We start from the raw sequence: 23,902 nt of genomic DNA on the forward strand, positions 1-23,902 counted from the left end.
TAATAAATAATTCATATGTTTAAAGGACTAACGAATATAGGCATCATACTGCTACTTTGTCTTGCCATTTCCTGCGAGGAAGAACTTGTAGATCATGAAATGGAGGAAGAGGAGATCGAAATTCCTGAAGCCAATGTCTTGTTGGCCAATGGCGGATGTCCTGACACTTTAATTCCTTTCTATTTAGAGAAAGATGGACAATTAATGATTGAAATGGAGAGTGCTGATTATGATGCCACTTCATGGACACTAGACAGTGTTTTATCTGGAGCGTCGAACGATAAATATCTAGTATGGAAAGGGAGTAATCACTATTCGGATCCTGGTAAAGGTTTGTTAAACTTTCGAATAAGAATTGAAAATCCTGGCACCTATCGCTTTCTATGGAGATCTAGAATTACTCAAGGCAATTCTAACACGGATTTTAACGATTCATGGTTGCGCATTCCTAATGCCGATCATTTTTATGGTAAAAGAGATAGTGACGGTCATATTGTATATCCTAAAGGTACCAATCAAGACCCGATAGTGGATAGCGAGGGCCAGGCGCACACGATGCCGGAGGGTGCAGGAAAAGATGGTTGGTTTAAAATTTATATGAACAGGCTTGGCTCATGGGCTTGGATATCGAGAACAAGTGACAACGACCCACACCAAATCTTTGCTATTTTTGATGAAGCAGGAGATTATACCATACAGATTGCAGGCAGATCGACAAATCATGGAATTGATAAACTGACGATGTTTTTGACTCACATACCACAGAATACAGCTACTGCTACTAATGTGTTAAGTGATGCACTATGCGAATAAGAATACTATTCAATAACAAAAGTAGATCTCAGTCTTTCGCCGGTGTAGGTAAGAAGTTCTAAATCATATTGTCCGGCAGAATATTCAGAATAATCAATTTCATAGATTCCGTCTACACTCACCTTGCTGACGTCATCTGTAAAAGCGATATTGCTTTTATTCTTAATGATCTGAAGTGATTTCACATTAGTGGTTAAAAGTTCAAAATCCAAATAAATAATCTTAAAGTCTTTATCCTTAAAAATTGGGAAATCCACTTCGACAACTTTGACTGCAGTTGGTGGATCCAATACTGTGGTATGAGCGCTTCCCAGTGCGAAAGTAAATGTCAAAAGCAAAGAAAATAAAGTGGTTCTCATTCTTTAATTGTTTAATTTTTTAGTCCTGTACCTATAGGACACTAAGCAAGAACGTTACCCAATTCATTTTATTATGTTTTATCGAAATATGTAAATAATACGTCATTAATATTGTTGTAAGCGACATCACCCGAAGCGAGAAATTCGCCCAATTTCCTCCATTTCGCGATTTCGATATCTTCTTCTTTCTGCGCTACCAGCTTGGTATCCGAACTTGTCATGTGATACCATTTTGTTTTTTTCAAGATTCTTTGTTTACTTAAATTTTTAAAAACATGGTAAGTGGTGGTCAATTTCGCTCCCCTAGTTAAATTTTTTAAACCACACTCTTCTTTAACCTCACGCACAGCTGCCATTTTATAATCTTCACCATTATCCAACTTCCCTTTCGGCAAATCCCAGAAGCCTCTGCGGTATATAAAAAGTATTTGCTCCTTCTTGTTGGTCACCAATCCACCTGCTGCCTTCACGATTTTGAACAAGGACATAAAATCATTGAAAAGCTTTTCTACATCTTCATAATGAACAACGATGGCTTTGTAATTATTCGATTTCTCCAGGTTGTCAATGTAATTTAGCAAGGCCTTTTTCTTGCCTAAGTAGACGAAGGCCAAAACGTGATCGCGTGGATATATCTGCTTCTTAAAATCCTTGGATGAAATAAGGATCAATGGCGTTTCGTTGATATAGATTTTGTACATTTGCGCACTGTTGTTTTTCTTTTGCCTGTCTTTTTAAGACAGCGCAAATTGCGAAAAATTTCCAAAAACAACACATTAATTGAACGAAGACAAAAACGGAAATCGAGTATGAGCAGTATTACTGGGAAGGCAAAAAAGTTTTTATTTGAATATTTATCTAATGCCTCACCTACGGGTTTTGAATCTCCCGGACAGAAAATATGGTTAGAATACCTTAAGCCTTTCGTGGATGAAGTTCATCTGGATAATTACGGTACAAGCTATGGAATCATCAATCCCGGGAAAAAATATAAAGTTGTGATAGAAGCTCATGCAGATGAGATTTCATGGTTTGTCAACTATATATCTGACAATGGTTTTATTTCAGTCATTAGAAATGGAGGTTCCGACCACGTCATTGCTCCTTCTAAAAGGGTAAATATTCATACTAAAGATGGCATTGTGCAAGGTGTTTTTGGCTGGCCAGCTATCCATACCAGAAAAGCAAAGGATACCAATAACAATCCTTCACTCAGCAATATTTTTATTGACGTTGGCGCAAAAAATAAAGATGAAGTGTTGGAAATGGGCATTCATGTGGGTTGCGTCATCACCTATCCCGATGATCTGTTTCAAATGAAAGATTTCTACGTCGGTCGAGCTCTCGACAACAAGATGGGAGGCTTTTGCATTGCAGAAGTTGCGAGAATGCTGAAGGAGAAAAAGAAAAAACTACCTTTTAGCTTATATGTCGTCAATGCCGTTCAGGAAGAAATTGGGCTCAGGGGTGCACAGATGATTGCTAATACCATTCAGCCTGATGTAGCAATCATCACTGATGTTTGTCACGATACCAATACGCCCATGATCAAAACGAAAGAACAAGGAGATATCAAGGCGGGGAAAGGACCTGCATTAACTTATGCACCAGCCGTTCACAACAAATTACTTCAACAGGTCATTGACATTGCTGAAAAGAAAAAAATACCGTTTCAACGACAAGCTTCATCCCGAAGTACAGGAACAGATACTGATGCTTTCGCATACTCAAACAAAGGGGTGCCTTCAGTATTGATATCCCTACCATTGCGATACATGCATACTACTGTAGAAATGGCACACAAAGATGATATCAGTAATGTCAGCAAATTGATCTATGAAACATTGCTAACGATCAAAGACGGTCAGTCGTATAAATACTTTTGAAAGCGCTGCGAAAACTAGTTGACTTCTACATTTATAGCAGCATCCACATTGCGCTGGGAGCCACTCTTAGTGTTTTACTTTGTTACGCAGTTTTAACTCATATTCCAGATAGTGATTACCCCCTTTTTGTTTTTTCTTCAACGATGTTCTTGTACGGCATTCATAGAATTGTGGGGATAAAGAAAGTTGAAAAATTTGACAAAGAAGGACGTTTTGCAGTCATCAAAAAGTTTAGAGTTCATTTGATTTTATATGCGCTCTTTGGTGGAATTGCTTCCATCTACTTTTTCTCCTCGCTTCCCACCCAAATACAATTGCTTCTGATCATTCCTGGAGGAATCGCGATGCTATATGTGTTGCCTCTTTTCACAGGTCAGAAGCGGCTTCGGGACTTTGACTTCATTAAAATTTACCTGATTGTTGTGAATTGGGCACTCATTATCGGATTAATTCCTTATGTGGAGGTAGTGGGATTTCTCGATGGAAACGGAGTGTTGTATACCGTTGAAAAGGCTTGCTTCATTTTCGCCATCACGGTACCTTTTGACATCAGGGACATTAAAGTAGATGAACACAATGGAGTGAGTACAATTCCCAGAAAAATAGGCGTAAGAAAATCCTACCATCTCTCTTACATACTTATAATGCTTGCTATTCTGATGGTTGCTTGTCTCAGTTATCAAGGGTTATATTCTGGTTTAGTAGGTCTAGGCTTAATCGCGGGCTATTTGATAACAATTGCCTGCACCAAATGGACAAAAGGGAAATCAGACGATTATTTTTTTTCGGGTCTTTTAGATGGAACCATCGCCCTAGTAGCGCTGATAGGCATTGTTTTAAGCGGGATTCTTCAGGTTTTACTATGACGCTTTGCAAAACCTTGAACCTTAGATAAATCAATAGCGGTTTTGCCATGATTATCTTCCTCTTCTTGACGATTAATTCGATAAACTTGTTTTAACAAGCAAGTTTTAGACCCTCGTGATCAATTGTTGATCATGCTCATTTTATAAAGGCAGGCTAAAGAATCTAAATGAACAAGCGTTTTGCGATCATCGAATATGATTGCCAAATCGCGAAAATGCTTAACATACATCGCAATATTTAGATTAGGATCCTACTATCCTTGGGGATGGAAAGCAGGGTATTCACAATAATTGTCTTCTCCGTTTCTAAGAAACCTGGCGCAGGTTTAGATCGAAGGAGATTACTTTTCTAGTCTGAAAGTAGATCAGGTCGTCTTTCCCTTGTTCTTTGTAATGCCTGTTCTTCTCTCCAGGCTTCGATCTTCGCATCATTTCCTGAAAGCAAAACCTCAGGAACTTTCCAACCGTTGTAATTAGCCGGTCTAGTATACACAGGTGGCGCTAGCATTCCATCCTGAAAGGAATCAAATAGTGCGGAAGTTTCGTCATTGAGCACACCGGGCAATAATCTACCAATTGAATCTACTAAAACTGCTGCTGCCAATTCTCCTCCGGATAATACATAACTGCCTATCGATATTTCCTTAGTCACCAGATGCTCCCGCAGCCTTTCATCGATCCCTTTATAGTGTCCGCAAATCAGCACAATGTGGTTTTTTAAAGAAAGTTGATTGGCCATATGCTGATTATACATTTCACCATCAGGAGTCAAATAAATGATTTCATCGGGTTGGCCATCAGAAACTATAAAGTCAATGCACTTCAGAATGGGTTCAATACACATGACCATTCCCGCACCACCACCGTACTGATAATCATCTATTTTGTGGTGTTTGCCAATGCCATATTTCCTTAGATCATGCACTGCAACGTGCAATAATGACTTTTCGGCAGCTCTTTTCATAATAGAATGCTCAAACGGGCTTTCTAACAATTCCGGAACTGCCGAAATAATGTCAATTTTCATTTATTGAACTTCCAGTAATTCTACTTCAAAGATCAAAGCAGCATAAGGAGGAATTTGGCCTCCAGCACCACGTTCGCCGTATGCTAAGTCATAAGGAATATAAATTTTCCATTTACTACCCTCCTTCATCAGTTGCAACGCTTCAGTCCATCCTGCAATTACACCATTGACAGGAAAAGAAATCGGCTCGCCTCTTTTAATAGAACTATCGAAAACCGTTCCGTCGATCAACATTCCTTCGTAATGCACCTTAACCTTGTCCGTTGGTCCTGGTGTAGCACCCTCTCCTTCTTTCAATACTTCATATTGCAGACCTGTATCTGTCGTTTTGATTTCTTCTCTTTTAGCATTCTCGGCAAGAAAGGCTTCTCCTGCACCTCTTGCTGCTGCAGACTTTTCAGCAGCTTTTTCCTGCGCATACTTATTAACCAAAGCCTGGGCCTCATCATTAGGAACCTTTAAATCATTCCCTTGTAAAACATCATTGATCGCATCAGCCATAGAATCCGCATTGATATTGTCAAAACCTTGTTGTTTCAGATTTTGACCCATCAGAATTCCAATGCTATAACTTAGTGAGTCCATTTTATTCATTGTATTTTGTGCCTCCAGTGTGAGGCTATTTAGTAAAACGATGGTCATAACCACCTTCATTAATATTTTCATCAACCTTGTTTTAATTCTGCGTAATTTTTAAAGTATTCAGGGATGGTTTCTATTCCTTTGTAAAAATTAAATAGACCATAATGTTCATTGGGAGAGTGAATATCATCAGAATCTAAGCCAAAACCCATGAGAACGGTCTTCACGTTTAGAACTTCCTCAAAAAGGGCAACAATGGGGATACTGCCGCCACCTCTGACTGGAATAGGCTCTCTACCATAGGCACGTTTCATGGCCTCGTGTGCAGCTTTATATTCCGGGGTATCTATAGGCGTTACCACTGGGTGTCCACCATGATGTGGTTTCACTTCCACCTTGACACTTTTTGGTGCAATTTTCAAGAAATGCTTAGTAAATAATTCTGTAATTTCATCGGGATCCTGATTGGGTACAAGTCGCATGCTTATTTTCGCATAAGCCTTCGAAGGCAAAACAGTTTTCGCACCCTCTCCAGTATAACCACCCCACATGCCATTGACATCCAGGGTCGGTCTCGTACTTGTTCGTTCTATCGTAGTATATCCGGTCTCGCCTCTGACTTCATCTACTTGTAATTCGTCCATATATTCACCGAGGTCAAATGGGGCGGAGTTGACAGCTTCTCGTTCTTTTTTATCCAGCTCCACTACTTTATCGTAGAAACCATCTACAGTAATGCGATTATCATCGTCTTTTAAGCTGGCTATCATCTGACACAAGACATTTATGGGATTGGCCACACCACCCCCGTAAACTCCAGAATGCAAATCTTTATTAGGTCCGGTGACTTCAACTTCAACATAACTTAAACCCCTCAGTCCGGTGGTAATCGAAGGAACATCATTAGCAATAACACTGGTATCTGAAATCAAAATGACATCGCAACTGAGCATCTCGGCATTTTCACGGCAAAATAATTCCAAATGATCTGAACCGACTTCTTCCTCACCTTCTATCATAAATTTAACATTACAAGGCAATTGATTCGTCGCATTCATGGCTTCGAATGCCTTAACATGCATGAAAAACTGACCTTTATCATCAGCTGATCCTCTGGCAAATATTGCTCCCTCTGGATGAAGTCTGGTCTCTTTAATCACCGGCTCAAACGGAGGAGAGTCCCATAGTTCCAATGGTTCAGCCGGTTGAACATCATAATGCCCATATACCAGGATCGTAGGTTTACTATCGTCAATAATTTTTTCACCATATACCACAGGGTGACCATCGGTTTCGTAGATCTCAGCCTTATCTACCCCAGCAATAATCATGTTTCTTTGAATCCATTTAGCTGCCTCGTGCATATCTTCTTTATGCTCAGGCCTGGCACTCACGGAAGGTATTCTAAGCAATTCTAGTAATTCTTCCAGAAATCTCTTCTTATTGTGGTCAATGTAATTCTGAATTGCATCCATCTTTCCGATTTTATTGTTTTGTGGCGCAAATATAACGAAGTGTATCACAATTGAAGTTTATTCAGAGACATATATGCTACTATTATATCACACTTTTTATAATATGTTTTAATTCTACTGTTATTTATTGCATCTTTGCACTATAACACTAACATTCATTTCTTGGATATTCTTACGAAGTTTTATAAAATTTTATCTATTGGTCTTTTGATTGGCATGATTGCACCGGGCACAGCCAATGGTCAAATAACGAATTCTGATACCAACAGTAGTGCTATCCAGTCAGATGATGGTCATGGTTTTGATAAAACAGCATATAGAAGTCTGACCATAGAAGATTATCTAAGAAAATTTACAGAAATGTCCGACCAACTCGAAGTCAAGAATGAAGAGTTAGCCTCTTTGCAGTATAGGATAGAGGCGGTCAAAGATCGTTCAAAAGAGGTAGAAGGTCAATCTCAGAAAGAATTGTTCAGAGAAAACATCAGAACACTAGGACTTTCAGAAAATCAATTGACAGAAGAGATAAAACTGCTCAAGAAGGGGCTTCGGTTGTTGCAGGAAAATAGATCAAGCACCACTTCAGATAAGCTGGAAGTACTAAAAGAGATTGGTAAAATAGAACAAGAAATTATAGCAATTAGAACAAGTTCAGAAGCTGCAAAGTCTGAAATCATCTTAAGTAAAGTGCAAATAGATGAACGAGAGGTATACCTCAATCCTCCCAAGCCAACCTGCAATATCGTCTTTAATGGCATAGACGCTCAAACCGATAAGCCTAGAAAAGAAACCGGAAAGGAATTTCTGTTCGGATATACCCACCCTAAATTGAAAAACTTTTTCAAAGAAAATGACTTTTTAAAATGTGAAGTGAAGCTGCTTGAACTTGATGGTAAAAAATATCTGTGGATGTATATCACCATATCATCTAAAGATGCTATCAAGAACTATGGTTATATAGCCCGCAACAATCCCATGAAATTTGAACTATTGAATGGCGAAATATTGTATGTTGCCACTGCTCAAAATGCACAAGGTCGATTGGAGACCATTACTGGCAACACGAACTACGAAGTTGTTCTTCCTCTAGATCGGTCGATGTCTAAGCAATTGGAAAGGGGTGAAATCGATAAAATTGGCATCATGTGGAGCTCAGGATATGAGCAATATGAAATATACAATGTTGATGTTGTCATGAATCAAATAGAATGCTTAAATCAACTTTAAATGTTAGGACTTAAGTTACCAACAGATCCAAGATGGGTAGATATGGCTGAAATGTCGATCCAGGATATCTTGACAGACCATGCATATTGCGAACAAAAAGCAGCCACCTTTTGTATTTCACTCATCAGTCAGTATCCTGATAAATTTGAAATGGTCGAAGAATTGGCACCCATAGTAACTGAAGAATGGGGCCATTTCAGAATGGTTTTGAAGGAATTAAAAGATCGAAACCTGAAATTGGGACATCAAAGAAAAGATGAATACGTCAATGGCTTATTAAAATTTCAGAAGAAGGGTGGATCTTTTGATGATAGATTGTTAGAGAAATTGCTGACTTGCGCTCTCATTGAGGCCAGAAGTTGTGAAAGGTTTCGCTTACTTTCATTGCACATATCAGAGGAAGCCCTTAAAGATTTCTATCATAAATTCATGGTTTCTGAAGCAGGGCATTATCGCTTGTTCATTGACCTGGCTAAGAAATATGCGGGAGAAGAAAAAGCATTAAAAAGATGGTCGGAGTACCTGGAATATGAAGCTCAGCTTTTGCAGTCCATGGAGCTTCGTGGTGATAGAATGCATTAAAAAAGGGCCATTGAATTTCATCAACAGCCCACTTTAAACCATTACGTTTTACCTAATTTTGTTTTAGTTTCTCAAGATAACCATTGTTGTCAATCACTATATGAGCCTCCGTAAATCCTCTATTCTTAGCTTTCAACATCGCTTTCTGAGCGTTGTCTAAGCTTCCGTATCCGCTCAATATAAATATAGTGTATTGACCTTTGGTCCATTGCTCAATTTCACCTAAATCATTGACCCTGGAAATATCGAACCAAAGAGGATCGGTATAGGATGCTAATCTGACTTTGTAGTTACTGGTTTGGGAAGCTGGTGTGAAAGTACTTGAGAAATTTCCCTGACTATTACCATTTTTAGAATCTCCTACCAACTCTAATTCAGATGTCAATAAAGGTTCATGAACGATAAAGGCATCATTATATCCCATTCCTTTTACAGAACTTAGAATCTTCGCAGCCTCATTTCTATCATAATAATACCCTAACCTAATCTTTGTTGCGCTATTCTTATGTACCTTGTAAAGATTACCCAGATTCGTAAGCTTTTTAAAGGTTCCTACATTTGCTTGACTTTTAGAAAGAGATGCCACTTGAATATAATATACTTTTGAAGGTGGAGCTGATAAGATCAGATTATGTTTAGCCAGCAATCTCGCATCTTCAAGGGAAAAATTGTTATCCGCCAGGTAAAATTTCGGATCACTCATGCTCGCTAATGAAGTATTTTCAGAGCTTTCTACGGTTCCTTCAACTTCCATATCCTCTAGATTCACAGCTCCTGGTATATCTGCATCAGCCATCATCATTCCTTCCATTGGAGTAGCATAATAAATGTCATCTTTACCTGCTCCACCCATTCGATTAGAAGTGAAGTAAAACTTTCCATCAACAGGCGAAATCACAAAGAAATAATCATCCATAAGTGAATTCACACCCTTCCCCATATTGATGGCTTCTTCAAACTCTAAAGCTCCTACCCTTTCTGAAATGAAATTGTCATAACCTCCAAAACCAGCTCTAAAGTCTGACGCAAAGAATAGAAAATTATCATCCTCGCTATAAAATGGAGATATTTCATTTCCTGGTGTGTTTACGTTGGGTCCAAGATTTACAGGAAGCGACCAGCCACCTTCCTTGTACTGAGACATATATATGTCGTAACCTCCAAAACCTCCTGGTCTGTTAGATGCAAAATATAAAAGCTTACCTCCATTTGCCAGGGACGCAAATCCGGTAGAAAATCCTGTTTCATTATATGGGAATGGCCTCTCTTGATCAAAGTCGCCTTCTTTTGTTTTTTCAGCGACAAATAATGACATGTTTGAGTCATCATGCCTGACAAATTTCACACCGTCTTTGAAGTTATTTTTCGTATAAGCTATTATATCCGATCCTGAACCATATGTGATTGGGCCTAGATGATAAGAAGACTTTAAATCATCTCTAAGCATGGCAATCTGATCTCCTTTGACTGCAAACATTTGATTCGCATTGGCCGTAAGAATAGATCTGTTTTTTCTGCTATTAAGCCCTTCTAAATCTGTTCTGAATGAATTGAAAACCAGCATATCATCCTTAAAAGAGACCGCAAAATCAGATGTGTTAGAGTTATGAGCAAATGGCTTCACATCATATTTATCATCTTCTTCCATCAATTGCATAGCAGCATCACACGATTCGGCAAAGTGCTGCCCGATCTCCATATCAAACTCCATGTACTTAATGTAGGTCAATTTTGCATTGGCGATGTCTCCTGTAGACTTAAGTAAATGGCCATAATGTAGGTAAGCCAACGGATTAATGTTTTCTTTAGTAGTCAACTGGTCGTACCAGTTGAGAGCTTCCGTTACATTATTCTGCATCCTATAACTTTCAGCAAGATTATACATGGCCTCTGTGTTACCGGGATGATTCGTTAAAATTTTCTTGTAGTTCTCGATTGCTAAATCATAAGCCTCTAATTCGTATTGTTTATCTGCAATGGCCAGAAGATCCTGGCTGCTTAAGGTAGAGGAATGAAAAGCAAAAGCTACGCCCACCAGAAAATATAGTAGTCTTTTGTTCATAATTTTGAGCTTAGAATTTATATTAATAGAAACAAATATATAAAAATAGTTCATTGACAGTATATAACAAATAACATTTTTTCATTATATGACGTGTTGAGATAAGGTGAACTCCGCATTTTTTATTGATTTTGTTGGAAAGTCTTGTTTAGATAAACATCGATGTGCCTTAGTCAAGAGGGGCCCTGCGATAATAAAGACTTTATTATTCTGCTATCAATAGATAATAATTATATTGTAGGCTGAATCACGACTCAATATGAAAATGAAATTAGTCTTAGTTATACCTATCATATTTAGCTTCATTTATACCTTTCATGCTCAGCAACTTACGCACCGTCAGGGTCAGGTTTTAGTTGAACTTAAAAAAGGTCAATCTGCAGATGAAGGTCTGGAGTTTCTTCAAAATAAACTTGGTATCAATACAGCACTTCAGGCCGAAATGCTTATTGAACAACCCATGAATGTTTGGAAAATAAAGTTTGACCATGCGCAAATAAATCAAATCAGACTTTTACAGGCCGCTAAAGAGGTACCCTATTTTATACATGCTCAAAATAATCATTTCATTAGTCAGAGAGTGATTCCTGATGATCCCGATTTTACAGAGCAGTGGCAATATATCAACGTAGGTGATAACGGAGGAATAGAAAATGCAGATCTGGACATTGATGAAGCTTGGAATGCGACGACTGGTGGCATAACCTCTTCAGGAGATACCATTGTGGTTTGCGTCATAGATGACGGTCTTGATCCTGAACATGAAGATTTTGGTGACAATGTGTGGATCAATTATAATGAAATTCCCGACAATAACATAGACGATGATAACAACGGATACATCGATGACTACTTCGGATGGGACACCTATAACAATAACGGAGAGGTTTATCAGGGAGGTGGACATGGCACTCCTGTCACTGGAATCATAGGGGCTCAAGGTAATAATGGAATAGGCGTCACGGGTGTTAACTGGGACGTCCAGTTGATGATCGTCAGAGGTGGCGGTGTGGATGAAGCATCTGCACTTTCCGCTTATGCTTATCCATATATCATGCGACAAAGATACAATGAATCGAATGGTTCGGAGGGTGCTTTCGTTGTAGCCACTAATTCTTCTTGGGGAATAGATTTCGGACAGGTAGAAGATGCTCCGCTGTGGTGCAACTTCTACGATTCATTGGGAATGGTAGGTATCCTGAATTGTGGGGCGACGATCAATGCAGAGGTAGATGTGGATGTAGAGGGCGATTTGCCTACTTCTTGCACCAGTGATTTCTTAATATCGGTAAGTAATGTCAACAGATCTTTTGAGAAAGAGGAAGCCTCAGGCTTTGGAGTAGAAAGCATCGATCTGGGTGCTTTCGGAACCGGGACCTATACCACGAGAAGTGGCAATGGATACGGATTTTTTGATGGTACTTCAGCAGCCACACCACATGTAACAGGTGCAGTGGCACTTCTGTATGCCCTTCCCTATCCAGAGCTCAGCAATCTGGCTAAAGAAAATCCAGCCAGTGCTGCACGGCTCATTAAAAATATCATTCTGGGAAGCGTGAGAAAAGATGATAAATTTAATGACCTTTTCAAATCAGGTGGTGTGCTGAACCTTAAAAATGCTGTTGAACTGATGGGCAATATATTTAGTGAATGTTCATTTCCACTCACCATCAATGTCGATCGCTTTGATTTGGACTCAACCACGGTCAGCTGGTCTGACATGGAATCCGCAGATAGTTATGATTTGAGATACAAAAAGCAAAGCGATACTTTGTGGACCGAGGTAATCGGAGTAGCATCTCCATTTACTATTAGTCAATTAGACGATTGCGAAATATACGAGGTACAGGTCAGATCTGTTTGTTCGACCGATACCACCAGTGATTATAGCTTTTCGTTCAATTTTGAGTCACTGGGATGTTGTCGAGCTCCAGAAGGTTTGCTGGGTGAAAATGACGCCATTTTAGTAGACGAAAATGCAATATTGTTAAGTTGGAACCCTGATCTTGATCACGATAGCTATTCTATAGAATATAATGTGGTGGGAAGCAACGCCATCGACACCGTCACAAGTGTAAATAATTTTATCCTTCTAGAGGATCTTGCGTTTTGTGAGGCATATGAATTCAGAGTGGTAGCCAACTGTATTACCGGAGAATTAACACCCTATTCAGAGGTATTTAGCGCAACTACAGCATGTGGACGATGTTCTAACTTACCGTATTGCCTTCCTCCGCCGTTAGAAAATTTTGGGGAGTGGATTGAATCGGTAACACTGGATGGGCAGTTAGCTGAAACAGGCGAGGATTTTGGTTATGGCAACTATGCTGGTTTCTTCGATCTTGACCTGAGGGTCGGAACAGAGATTGAACTAAAGGTAAATAAAGGTTTTACCGATATCTCTTTTGAAGAATGGGTGAAAGTTTGGATTGACATCAATGTGGACGGCATGTTCAGTGATGATGAATTGGTTTTCGACGAAGGAGAAGCTACTGAGAATAATATAGATACCACCATAATAGTCCAGGGCGATGTTTCTCCAGGGTTGACCAGAATGAGAGTTGGAATGGTTTATCTTGATGAACCTATACCATGTGAAGATCCAGATGTGTTTTTAGCTTTTGGTGAATATGAAGATTACTGTGTCAATCTAATTGGTCCTTGTGATTATGGCTTGGATCTCATTTCTATCGACCCTGGAATGACAGATGCAAATGTTACTTACTCCATGGTAGATACCTCAATTGCTTACAACTTAAGGTACAAGGAGGTGGATCAAGGTGATGACGACTGGAATACCATAAGCGTTTTGGATACCATGGCGATGATCTCTGACTTGACAGAGTGTACTGCGTATGTACTTCAGCTAAGAGCAGTCTGCCTGGTAGACACTTCTGGATTTGAAGCTGTATCTGACACATTCTTTACTTTAGGAGACGAGAATTGTATGGTCAATGTTGAGGATTTCGCGATTGAATTGTTTGATGTGAAAGCTGCACCTAATCCATTCATTTCAGAATTAAGTTTGAACATTCAGAGCCAGGTTACTGATGATGTCGTGATTCAAGTTTATAATATCAGTGGTCAAAAAATTCATAGAAGCGAAACGAGATTAAGCAGTGGACACAATGTCTATCGTTTTAATGATTCTTCTTCCTGGATGGCTGGAGTATACCTAATTAGAATACAGGCCAAGCAATATCATACCAGTCAAAAAGTAATTAAGCTCGGAAGGTAAGTCACAAGTACCTCATTTGGAGAAGATATATGGCTGCAATCCACAGCAGAAAGGAAAGGATACCACCTATGACCAGGAAGTGTTTGAACCTGTAAATTCCCATGCCATAGATGATGGTATTGGTCTGGTACCCTATCGGCGTAAAAAAGCTGAAATTGGCACTAAACATAACCGCCAAAATAAAAGCCTTTGGATCAATATCGAGCTTTAGAGCAAGGGCGATCGCAATAGGAGTCATGATAATAGCCGTCGCGTTATTGGATATAACTCCACTCATCACCATCGTGAACAAGAAAAGTAAAGCCATAACTATCGTAGGAGCAAGAGATGAAAATAAAATGGTCAGTTGATTGATCAAAAAATCATCTGCACCTGTGTTTTGCATGGCAATGCCGATGGGAATCATTCCAGCCAAAAGGAAGATAACAGGCCAATTGATGGCCTTATAAGCGTTTGACAACGAAGTGGCTCCGGTGAATATTAACAAAAAACTACCTATCAACGTAGCTAACAAGATATTAGTAGTACCTGAAGCAGCAAGGCCCACAACAATTAGTAGTGTCAGTATGGCGAAGTTTCGCCTCCAGGGCCTGACTGCCGTGACATCTTCATACTCTTCAAACAACAGAAAATTTCTCTCTCTCTCTAACTCGCTTAAAAAATCTTTATTGGTAGAAAGGAGTATTCTATCACCAGCCTCGATAGTGATCGTACTATCCAAGTCCTTTACAATCCTGCTTTTTTGATTCAGAATGGTTTTGTGTTTCTTGATGGCCAATGGGATTGCAGAATTACCGAACATATTTGTCAGTTGCTTCAGAGAGCTACCAATTACGTTTGACCCCGGCATGACGATGACTTCTCCGATTTCAAAATCATCCCGATCATGTTCATCCGTAGCAATGTTATCCTTAGCATTCAATATGACATATTCATCATTGTCTTTAAGTTCAGCCAACTTTTCGACAGTAGCTCGAATAAGAATTTTATCATTTTGATCAATTCTATAAAATTTCGAAGGCGAAAATACTCCGGTATTTCTTCTTTCAACAGAGAGTATATTAATGTCATCCTCATTTAGTGAAGGTATCTCTTTGATGGTTTGTCCAGCATATGCACTTGTAGAAGAAAGTTGGATGTTGGTAATGTAATCATCGATCTGGTATGCATCGATAAGCGGACCTCGTTTTCTTTTTCGAATGACGAACGGTACCAATATTGCTACTACAACTATGGCAATGGCCATAAAAACCAGTCCAAATCCTGTGAATTCGAAGAAGCCTAGCTTGGTCACTCCTCTACGCTCTGCAATTTCATTGACGATCAGATTCGTGGATGTTCCCATTAAAGTAGCGCTTCCTCCCACTATTCCAGCAAAAGAGATGGGCAACAAATACATCGCATTATCTAATTTACCCTGAGCATGTAACTCTGAAATCATCTTGATGAAGACGATGACCACTGCAGTTGTGGAAATAAAGGCAGATATCGTACCGACAGCAACCATCAAAACGGGGATTGCGAAGATAAAAGGCCACTTGACTACTGGTGAAAGAGCATTAGAAAGTAGTTTGATCACACCATTCCGTTCCAGAGCCCATGCAATGATCATTAAATTTAAAATGGTAATGACTGCAGGGTTTGAAAATCCTGAGATGGCTTCTTCAGGAGTAACCAATCCGAAGGCAGTCAGTAAAACCATGATACCGAAAGCCGTTTTATCAACAGGAAGGAGTTCTAAAGCGAAAATGACGATAGAGACTGCCAATATTGATAACAGAATGATTATATCCGCATTCATGGAAGAAGAATTGCTACCCTAGAAATAACATTAGTCTTAGTCTTGTTCAAATTTTACTAAAATAAAAACAATTCCCAGTCCTAGTAAAAAAGATATACCACAAAGCATAATTTGAGGGTCAAAAAACAAATAGTCTCCCGGTAAAACTTTGACTTCCTTAATCAACTGAATTTGGTCACTGAGCAGAAGGTCCTTATTCATTACTGTCACATCGGTGATCATCTCATTGGTGTCCTTGATTATCCATGAAGCGGGATTCCGCCAAGGCCAAATTTTATTGAGTGAGCCTAACATGAAACCAGTGAGGATGGCAAGTGTCTGATTTTTATAATGTTTGAAAGTGTAAGAAAGAATACGACTGAAAAGCACCAAACCTATCAAGCAACCCAAAGCAAAGAAAAAGATGACAAATATACTGCTGGAAGCAAAAGTACTCAAGGCCTGTTCAGCTTCTCCCCGTATGATGGTATACATTCCCAGCAAGAGTAAAATGAAACTTCCGGAAACGCCAGGCAGCAATAAGGCACTTATGGCAATCATTCCTGATATCATAACCAGCAAGAAATTAGTAGTTCCTTCAGCCGGGCTAAGCAGTGTTACCCCGAAAGCTACTGCAAACCCTATTAAAACAAAGACAATACCTACTGCATTCCAATGATCAATTTTTCTCGCAATATAAATGGCAGATGCAATGATTAATCCAAAGAAAAAGGCCCAGAGTGGTGCCTGAAAATTAGTAAGCAAATATCCTATCAGAAAAATTCCGGAAACCACACCAACAGCCATTCCTAAACCTAACAATAACAAGAAATTGCCATTAATCGCTTTCCAAAAACCACCAATTCCCTGTTTCTTAATTACCCCGATTAAGGAGAAATTAAAAGCTTTGATGGTGTTGATCAATTCTTCATAAATACCCGTAATAAAAGCTATAGTGCCTCCACTTACACCCGGAATAACCTCTGCTATCCCCATAGCCAATCCCTTTACAATCAGTCCTAATCTCATATTAGTGTTTTCTACCAAAAATCCTCTTCAACCCAAAAGCTTTATCCAGACGGTCATCGATTTCCGAAATGATGCCTACACGGTCAAAGTCCGGTTGACCAGCATCTACCCAGGCTGTATACCAGCAATCAGCAACAGCTTTAATGCTCGACCGCATTCTGTTTTCAACCATTCCATCTAATCGCCGATGATAAGCTTCGGCGTATCCCTCACATTCCAGCCTGACCGTAGACCCTAATCTTTTTTCATAACAATACTGCTTATCCTCATCATACTCAGAGCGTAATTCCAATTCTACCTCAAGCACCTTATTAAGATATCCATGAGAATCCTCAACAATACCCCAGAAAAAAGATTCCTTATCATCAATGTAGTCTGCTTGGCCCACAATAAAATCATATTGTTCTTCTGCAAATAGTTCAGGTAGGCGACTTTCCCAAAATGCATGAATTCCCTCCTGTCCAGACATTTGTCCATTATAATTCTCTGTGGTATGGAGAGGAACATGTGCATCCGCGATATAATGACCCATATCTGCAGCAATTCTTAAGATTCTATTGACATCCCTTGTTTGGAAAGCTTCTGTCAATCTATACTGTTGAACACCTAGCTCGTAAGGCAGTATGCCGTAAGTTGAAAAAACATCTACAAACCTAAATTGTGAACAAGTAGTCGCCTTCAAGTCAAAATACTTCATCAAGCTGTCGCACACATAGGTTTGCTCGTCCTCATAACGCTGAGACATCCAATTGTTCTTAATAAATTTCCTCGCATTTTGAAATTCCTTACTATGCTCGCTATCACTAAAAGTGATGATGGTCGTGTCTCTGTCATTTACCAATAAAAACGCTCCAAACTTAGTCACTGCATCTACGTAATTTCTGGGCACACTTTCAAAAGGACGATCACCCCAGTGGTCTATATCGATATAATGTCTTACCGCCTCAAAAGGTGTTGCATACCTCCTTTTATCAGGATCAACTGCATGTTCTGAGAGATAGTCGATGTTACTTTTAAATAAATTGATCATGTCCCCGGGCAAACAATAAACCGCTGTTCTATTGATAAGGCGATGCCCATAGAACCCCCAGGTAGAAGTGAAACCTGAGAAAACAAATAAGATCAAAAGAAACTTAATAGAATTCCTCATAGCGCCATAGTATTTTTCTGAAAAGCAGGTCCTGAACAATCATGAATTCACCCCAACTGCAATCTGCAAAATAGCGCTCAATTCGACGATCCTGGTCTACACCTCGCGTATTGATATCGGGATTATAAACATCGATTTGAGGAAATAATCTTACACTTTTAGTCTGATCCTGAATGTCAGTTACAGACACTACAGCGATGGGTACCAAAGATTGAATAGAGTCTTTGAGTGGATGATTATTTTCATATGCTTCAGCATCAACATCCTGAAAGGCTCTTACAAAAGCCTGGATTGCTCCCGCTTTAGCTTCTCCTGAGATCGAATAGCCATCCTTATTGTAAGGCTTTACTTCAAACTTATCATTGCTTTCACGAACAACCATGAAAGACTGCTTCTCTTCTTTTGGATAGCGAACAGATATTTGTTTGATCTCTTCCCTATCATAGGAAAAAACTGTTCTATCTCTAATATGATCCACATTATCCACCAAAAATCGTCCTCTTAAGCTTCCTTCGAAATTGGGTAATTCTAAAACATAAGGCTGCGTGTAGCCATCCATTAAAAATACTGTGCCCAATTCTCCTCCCGTTGTACCTCCCACCTGATACCCTTTAAGCAATACCCCTTTTTCATTGTACACTTCAACCTTAATGCCCAACCTGCCTATGGCCTTCATCATATTGTCATAAGCAGCTTTGGGTGGTATATATTTTAATTGCAGACCTGTCAATACATCTAACAAGTTTCCCATCACATTAGAATGAACTTCATGCTTGCCATTGGCCACCCAGATATCGCCCTTTTTCTCTAAAATCATTTTCCTGCCATTGCGCTGTGCCAATAATATCTTGGAAATGTCCTCTCTTTCTTTAATCGCAAATTGTCGATCTCTGATATCAATAGAGGACGATGACGTATTATTGTTTTTTACCAGAAAATAGCCCAGTATCGCTAAAATAGCAAGAATACAAGCCAGGATAAAGGTCGTCCTACTATTCTTCATATTTTCGACTGTACTTTCTTCTACGATAAAAATAATAGCTCATACCCATGAGAACCAGAAATAAAATGGGCAACCCTAGATTGAGAAACTGCCAAAAACCCCTCTCATTTTGGATCTTCACTCGATTCAATAAACGCAACTTGACATCTTTTCCTCTTGCTTCTATCAAACCTTTTTCATCTAATAAATACTCAATAGAATTGAATACAAATTGTTGATTTCCTTTGAATTGTATCTGCTCCCAACGATTGTATCCAAGTGCAGAGGTCCTGTTACTTCTGGGATCGTACAGGTTTTTAGCAAAGTCAGAATCAGAAATAACAATCATTTTTGTGGGTGAAGATTCCGCTTGAAATTCCGCTCCTATCTGTTCAAGCATATCATCCATTCGCTGAGAAACCCTGTTTTGAAAAAAGGATTCAAACTGCCCTTCCAATAAAACAGCGATTGGTTGCGGACCTTTATCAAACTTGCTTTCATCCATTTCATATCGTAGGAAGTCAAAGTTCATACGCATCGGTGCTACCTGAAATCTTGAGAAATTGGAGCTGCTTAATAAAATTTCCTTATCGATATTGGCTCTGGTCTGTATGGTATCGATGGTACTTGGAAAGAAGAAATTGACCCGATCGATGCTTTTAACGATTGGGTGCTGTGATTTCGATGCCACAAGTGGATGATAAACATAGGGAATGAGTTCTTGTTGAGGTTTTCCACCTTGTGTGCCAATGACTTGTGGAATCCTGGTACTCTCTATATCGAGGACCAGATTTGGCTGAATTCTGATTCCGTATTTGAACAGCATATCCTCAAGGTCCAGTGGATAGATATTGGGTAGATAATTTCCATATTTGCTGATCGAATCAAGAGATACATCCAGGTAATCTATCATCCACAAGACTTTACCACCGTTCATAATGTATTGGTCTATTTTGAATTGATCCTGAAGTGAAAATTCTTCAGTAGGTCCGGCAATGATCAATAAATCCAAAGACTTTCCAAGGACAGGGATACTGTCGAGATTTATCCTGCCCACATCATAATTAGCTCGCAAAAGACCTTCAAGAGCAACAGTTTGTTGAGCTGCCAGCTCTCCCTGACCTTCGGTCAATAGAATATTGGGCTTGTCAGGATTGGCTAATTTTTGAATGGCATCCGCAAACTTGAATTCAAGCAAACTGACCGAGTTGTTCAAAGCCATTTCCGCATTGATGCCCTGCCCCTGTGGTTCAAGCAGATTTACAGCAATGGATCGTTCACCCATATTTAATAAAGCATATGGATAAATTAATTTTTCGGTGGTCTCATTATCATTAGCCACCCTCAGATTCGTAGGGAGTAATCCAATCTCAGCCAACTCTTCTTTTCGGGCATTGACCTCTTCAGTGCTGCCTTTGGTTGGGTCTTCAAAGTCAAACTCAATCAATGGATTAATGCTTCTGAAGTCTTTTATAGTTTCAAGTGTGGATTGACGAAGTCTTTTGAATCCGGATTCAAGATTTCCATCCAAAAGGATTCTGACATAAACCACTTCATCTACTTCTTCCAGAAATTCCTGTGTGGCATCCGTTAAGGTATATCTCTTTTCTTCGGTAAAGTCCCAAATTTCATACACATAATTGCCTACAACATTTAGTGCGATGATGACGCACAAAAACAGTCCAAAATTCATAAAATCTCTCTTCATCATCACCAATTCTTTTTATCAATGGACAGCTTAGTGGCTAAAATAAATATCACTATCACTGAAAAAAAGTAAAGAATATCTCTGGTATCCAGAACACCCCGACTAATGGAATTATAGTGATATTCGATGCCTAACTTCTGAACCAAGTCATCAAATCTTCCGAAAAAAATAGGAAGAGAGCTCAAGTATTGAAAACCCCAATGAAAAAGGAAACAAAGAAAAGCCCCTATAACGAAAGATACGATTTGATTGCGGCTGATCGATGATGAAAAGATACCAATGGATGTAAAAACCGCTGACAATAGTAGCAAGCCAATGTACGAGCCTAACACTGCTCCAGAATCAATATTCCCCACCGGCGATCCCAATTGATGTACAGAATAAAAATACAGCAGCGTAGGAATCAAAGCAAAAATCACCAATAACAGCACTGAAAAGTACTTACCTAAAATCAATTTTAAGCTAGATATCGGCTTGGTCAGCAAAAGCTCAAGAGTTCCATTTTGGTGTTCTTCCGCAAAGCTCCTCATGGAAATGGCTGGAATTAAAAAAATAAATACCATGGGAGCGATCGTGAACAATTGGTCTAAAGTGGCATAATTATAATTTAATACACTGGTCTCTTGAAATACCCACATGAAAAGTCCTAAAAAAAGGAGGAATACACCAATGATGATATAGGCAATCAAAGAACTAAAATAGGCACTTAATTCTCGGGATATTATCGTTAACATTAGTTTGCCGTTAATTTTGTAAACACTTCTTCCATGGTATAGTCATCCATTCTCATACCTAATAAAATTAATCCTTCTTCTACCGCAAACTTGAATAATGATTCCCTGACTTTAACATCCTTTTCACAGATCAAAGTATATCTTGAACCTTGACTTGACTTTATCCTTTTTACTCCATTGATATTTAACAACTTACGTTCCTCTATAGCTTTGTCTAATTCAAGGTAGATGACCTTTTCTTGTTGCTGAAATTGTGTGAGGACATCGATGGAATCATTGGCTACGATTTGACCTTTATTGATAATGATGACACGATCACAAAGGGCCTGTACTTCTTGCATAATGTGAGAAGAGAAAAGGACTGTTTTTTCCTGACCCAAATTTCTGATGAGCGATCGGATTTCTAACAACTGATTAGGATCCAGACCGGTCGTGGGTTCATCGAGGATAAGCACTTCAGGATCATGTATCAAGGCCTGGGCCAATCCCACTCTCTGACGGTAACCTTTAGATAAAGCTCCAATTTTCTTGTGTGATTCTCGGCTAAGGCCTGTAAGATGAATCAGCTCCTCTACTCTGTTTTTTCTGTCTCCGATTTTATGAAGGCCAGCAATAAACATTAGGTATTCCCTGACAAACATGTCCTTGTAGAGTGGATTGTGTTCTGGCAGGTAGCCTATTTTTTCACGAACTTGTGCGGCATCCTCAGAGACATCCAAATTACAGACTCTGGCCTCTCCACTGGTAGCAGGTATATAGGACGTAAGAATTTTCATGGTTGTGGTTTTACCCGCGCCGTTCGGTCCTAGAAATCCTACGATTTCACCTTTATTCACAGAGAAGCTAATGTTTTTTATAGCCTTCTGATCGCCATATACTTTAGTCACATTCCTAATTTCGATGGACATCCTTGATTTCTTTGATTAAATGATCCAGGTTCCAGGCAAATTTAACGTTGTAGCCTGCCGTTTTAGTCCGTCTCAAAGCAGTTAGATAAGCACCATTTTCGAGTTTTAGTCCAAAATCATGGGCTAAAGTACGAATATAAGTCCCTTTAGAGCATTTTACCTCAAAATCAACAAAAGGCATTCTAACATCATTTATAACAAAGTCATGTATTATTACTGGTCTGGATTTCATCTTGACTTCCTCACCACTTCTGACCCGCCTATGACTGGGCACACCATCAATTTTAATTGCTGAATAAACAGGAGGATATTGCTCAATCTCTCCAATGAATTGCTCAGCTGTTTGCTGAATCATTTCCTGATTGATATGGTGGGTCTCGAAATGCTCCTCCTCATCCATTTCTCCATCATAGGATAAGGTAGTAGCACCCAGTTTTAAGGTTCCGGTATAGGTTTTATCCAAGTCCGTTAACTCATTGATTTTCTTTGTATAACGACCTGTACAAATCAAAAGTAACCCGGTTGCTAATGGATCCAAAGTTCCTGCGTGACCCACTTTAATTTTCTTTACGCCCAGAGCATGCTTTAAGGTATACCTTATTTTATTGACCACATCGAAAGAGGTCCATGTCAATGGTTTGTCCACCAAAAGAAGACTACCTTCCAGAAAATCTGTTTCTGCAATATTTTCTGCGTGGGAGATCATAATAAATATATCAAAAGACTGATGATGGCAACTGCAAAGCAATAATATGAAAAATACTTTAACTGACTTTTTCGGACAATTTTAATCATCAGGGTGCAGGCAAATAAACCTGTAACAAAAGCGGATAGAAATCCAATACCTAGTTCAGCCATGTTGGCAGCATTAGCTGAAAAGCTACCATCCAATAGATCTTTAGCTATTTTTCCAAATATTAGTGGAAGTACCATTAGAAAAGAAAATCTGGCAGCAGTTTCTCGATCCAGTCCCAGCAGTACGGATGTAGAAATGGTTGCTCCAGACCTGGAAATACCAGGTAGAATGGCAATGGCCTGGGCAATACCTACTACAAGAGCATTGGTAAAATTCAGAGATCTATCAGTTTGTTTTGCACGATCTGCAACAAATAGTAAAAGACCCGTGATCATCAGCATTAACGCTACTAATATGATGTTCTTGTTAAAAAGCGATTCAAGTTGGTCTTCAAAAAACAAACCCACCACTACTGCTGGTACCATCGATAAAATCACAAAACAAGTGAATTGGGTTTCTTTATTCCATTTAAATTTAAGCAAACCTTTAATCAATTCCCAAACCGTTTGACGAAACACCACAATGGTTGACAAAGCAGTTGCAAAATGAAGTACAACAGTCATCAGTAATGACTCCTCCCCCACCGCATCATCATTCAGAAAGTATTTAAAGAGTTCGAGATGTCCACTACTACTCACTGGAAGAAACTCGGTCAGACCCTGCACAATACCAAGTATGGCAGCCTTGATCAATTCCAT

At 39.2% G+C, this 23,902-nt stretch carries 21 protein-coding genes; 6 read left to right on the top strand and 15 right to left on the bottom strand.

All coding sequences use genetic code 11. The features are described 5' to 3' along the window. Window positions 1-15: 15 nt before the first annotated feature. Complete coding sequence (locus L2567_RS01250; RefSeq protein ID WP_235295865.1) at window positions 16-813, top strand: hypothetical protein; 798 nt, start codon at window positions 16-18, stop codon at window positions 811-813. A gap of 5 nt (window positions 814-818) precedes the next feature. Here the strand turns inward: L2567_RS01250 and L2567_RS01255 are convergent, their stop codons facing one another. Then, complete coding sequence (locus L2567_RS01255) at window positions 819-1,172, bottom strand: hypothetical protein (RefSeq protein ID WP_235295866.1); 354 nt, start codon at window positions 1,170-1,172, stop codon at window positions 819-821. Between the two features lie 71 nt (window positions 1,173-1,243). After that, window positions 1,244-1,873 carry an NUDIX hydrolase gene (locus L2567_RS01260; RefSeq protein WP_235295867.1) on the bottom strand — a complete coding sequence of 210 codons (630 nt, stop codon included), beginning with the start codon at window positions 1,871-1,873 and terminating at the stop codon, window positions 1,244-1,246. 108 nt (window positions 1,874-1,981) lie between these two features. On the opposite strand from L2567_RS01260, the gene L2567_RS01265 reads away from it, so the two are divergent. Together L2567_RS01265 and L2567_RS01270 are read left to right on the top strand one after the other, a co-directional pair. Next, window positions 1,982-3,058 (top strand): M42 family metallopeptidase, encoded by a 1,077-nt coding sequence (locus tag L2567_RS01265; protein ID WP_235295868.1) that lies wholly within the window; start codon window positions 1,982-1,984, stop codon window positions 3,056-3,058. Further along, window positions 3,055-3,924 carry a UbiA prenyltransferase family protein gene (locus tag L2567_RS01270; RefSeq protein ID WP_235295869.1) on the top strand — a complete coding sequence of 290 codons (870 nt, stop codon included), beginning with the start codon at window positions 3,055-3,057 and terminating at the stop codon, window positions 3,922-3,924. The genes L2567_RS01265 and L2567_RS01270 overlap by 4 nt, the downstream gene beginning before the upstream one ends. A gap of 349 nt (window positions 3,925-4,273) precedes the next feature. On the opposite strand, the gene trmD is transcribed toward L2567_RS01270, so the two are convergent. The 3 genes from trmD to L2567_RS01285 all read right to left on the bottom strand — a co-directional run bounded on the left by trmD (window position 4,274) and on the right by L2567_RS01285 (window position 7,008). Continuing rightward, window positions 4,274-4,951: a tRNA (guanosine(37)-N1)-methyltransferase TrmD gene (gene trmD, locus L2567_RS01275; RefSeq protein ID WP_235295870.1), complete on the bottom strand. Its 678-nt coding sequence runs from the start codon at window positions 4,949-4,951 to the stop codon at window positions 4,274-4,276. Continuing rightward, window positions 4,952-5,536 (bottom strand): FKBP-type peptidyl-prolyl cis-trans isomerase, encoded by a 585-nt coding sequence (locus tag L2567_RS01280; RefSeq protein ID WP_262913105.1) that lies wholly within the window; start codon window positions 5,534-5,536, stop codon window positions 4,952-4,954. An 80-nt stretch (window positions 5,537-5,616) separates the two neighbouring features. After that, entirely contained in the window at window positions 5,617-7,008 is a 1,392-nt protein-coding gene (locus L2567_RS01285) for a dipeptidase (protein WP_235295871.1), read from the bottom strand. A 162-nt stretch (window positions 7,009-7,170) separates the two neighbouring features. Between L2567_RS01285 and L2567_RS01290 the strand changes: the two genes are divergently transcribed. Then, window positions 7,171-8,235, top strand: coding sequence for a hypothetical protein (locus L2567_RS01290; RefSeq protein ID WP_235295872.1), 1,065 nt, complete (start codon window positions 7,171-7,173; stop codon window positions 8,233-8,235). Continuing rightward, window positions 8,236-8,817 carry a tRNA-(ms[2]io[6]A)-hydroxylase gene (miaE, locus tag L2567_RS01295; RefSeq protein WP_235295873.1) on the top strand — a complete coding sequence of 194 codons (582 nt, stop codon included), beginning with the start codon at window positions 8,236-8,238 and terminating at the stop codon, window positions 8,815-8,817. Between the two features lie 52 nt (window positions 8,818-8,869). Here the strand turns inward: miaE and L2567_RS01300 are convergent, their stop codons facing one another. Further along, the gene (locus L2567_RS01300; RefSeq protein ID WP_235295874.1) at window positions 8,870-10,879 is read right to left on the bottom strand and encodes an SPOR domain-containing protein; all 2,010 of its coding nucleotides are present in this window, start codon (window positions 10,877-10,879) and stop codon (window positions 8,870-8,872) included. 265 nt (window positions 10,880-11,144) lie between these two features. Here L2567_RS01300 and L2567_RS01305 point away from each other — a divergent pair, with 265 nt between their 5' ends. Continuing rightward, window positions 11,145-14,117, top strand: coding sequence for a S8 family serine peptidase (locus L2567_RS01305; RefSeq protein ID WP_235295875.1), 2,973 nt, complete (start codon window positions 11,145-11,147; stop codon window positions 14,115-14,117). Window position 14,118: 1 nt separating this feature from the next. On the opposite strand, the gene L2567_RS01310 is transcribed toward L2567_RS01305, so the two are convergent. The 9 genes from L2567_RS01310 to L2567_RS01350 are packed head-to-tail and all read right to left on the bottom strand — an operon-like array spanning window position 14,119 to window position 23,902. Next, window positions 14,119-15,918 (bottom strand): SLC13 family permease, encoded by a 1,800-nt coding sequence (locus L2567_RS01310; protein WP_235295876.1) that lies wholly within the window; start codon window positions 15,916-15,918, stop codon window positions 14,119-14,121. A 36-nt stretch (window positions 15,919-15,954) separates the two neighbouring features. Continuing rightward, a complete protein-coding gene (locus L2567_RS01315) occupies window positions 15,955-16,926 on the bottom strand; it encodes a DUF368 domain-containing protein (RefSeq protein ID WP_235295877.1) in 972 nt (323 codons plus the stop codon). A 1-nt stretch (window position 16,927) separates the two neighbouring features. After that, a complete protein-coding gene (locus tag L2567_RS01320; RefSeq protein ID WP_235295878.1) occupies window positions 16,928-18,076 on the bottom strand; it encodes a zinc dependent phospholipase C family protein in 1,149 nt (382 codons plus the stop codon). Then, window positions 18,060-19,079, bottom strand: a complete 1,020-nt coding sequence (locus tag L2567_RS01325; protein ID WP_235295879.1) for a hypothetical protein — start codon at window positions 19,077-19,079, stop codon at window positions 18,060-18,062. Before L2567_RS01325 ends, L2567_RS01320 begins: the two co-directional genes overlap by 17 nt. After that, a complete protein-coding gene (gene gldG / locus L2567_RS01330; RefSeq protein ID WP_235295880.1) occupies window positions 19,069-20,769 on the bottom strand; it encodes a gliding motility-associated ABC transporter substrate-binding protein GldG in 1,701 nt (566 codons plus the stop codon). The genes L2567_RS01325 and gldG overlap by 11 nt, the downstream gene beginning before the upstream one ends. Further along, on the bottom strand, window positions 20,769-21,500 hold the full coding sequence (gldF, locus tag L2567_RS01335; RefSeq protein WP_235295881.1) for a gliding motility-associated ABC transporter permease subunit GldF: 732 nt from the start codon (window positions 21,498-21,500) through the stop codon (window positions 20,769-20,771). Before gldF ends, gldG begins: the two co-directional genes overlap by 1 nt. Further along, on the bottom strand, window positions 21,500-22,408 hold the full coding sequence (gene gldA / locus L2567_RS01340; RefSeq protein WP_235295882.1) for a gliding motility-associated ABC transporter ATP-binding subunit GldA: 909 nt from the start codon (window positions 22,406-22,408) through the stop codon (window positions 21,500-21,502). The genes gldF and gldA overlap by 1 nt, the downstream gene beginning before the upstream one ends. Next, window positions 22,392-23,114, bottom strand: a complete 723-nt coding sequence (gene truB / locus L2567_RS01345; protein ID WP_235295883.1) for a tRNA pseudouridine(55) synthase TruB — start codon at window positions 23,112-23,114, stop codon at window positions 22,392-22,394. Before truB ends, gldA begins: the two co-directional genes overlap by 17 nt. Next, window positions 23,111-23,902 (bottom strand): undecaprenyl-diphosphate phosphatase, encoded by a 792-nt coding sequence (locus L2567_RS01350; protein WP_235295884.1) that lies wholly within the window; start codon window positions 23,900-23,902, stop codon window positions 23,111-23,113. The genes truB and L2567_RS01350 overlap by 4 nt, the downstream gene beginning before the upstream one ends.

Origin of the sequence: Portibacter marinus, from assembly GCF_021533195.1 — a bacterium.
Classification (GTDB): Bacteria; Bacteroidota; Bacteroidia; order Chitinophagales; family Saprospiraceae; genus Portibacter; species Portibacter marinus.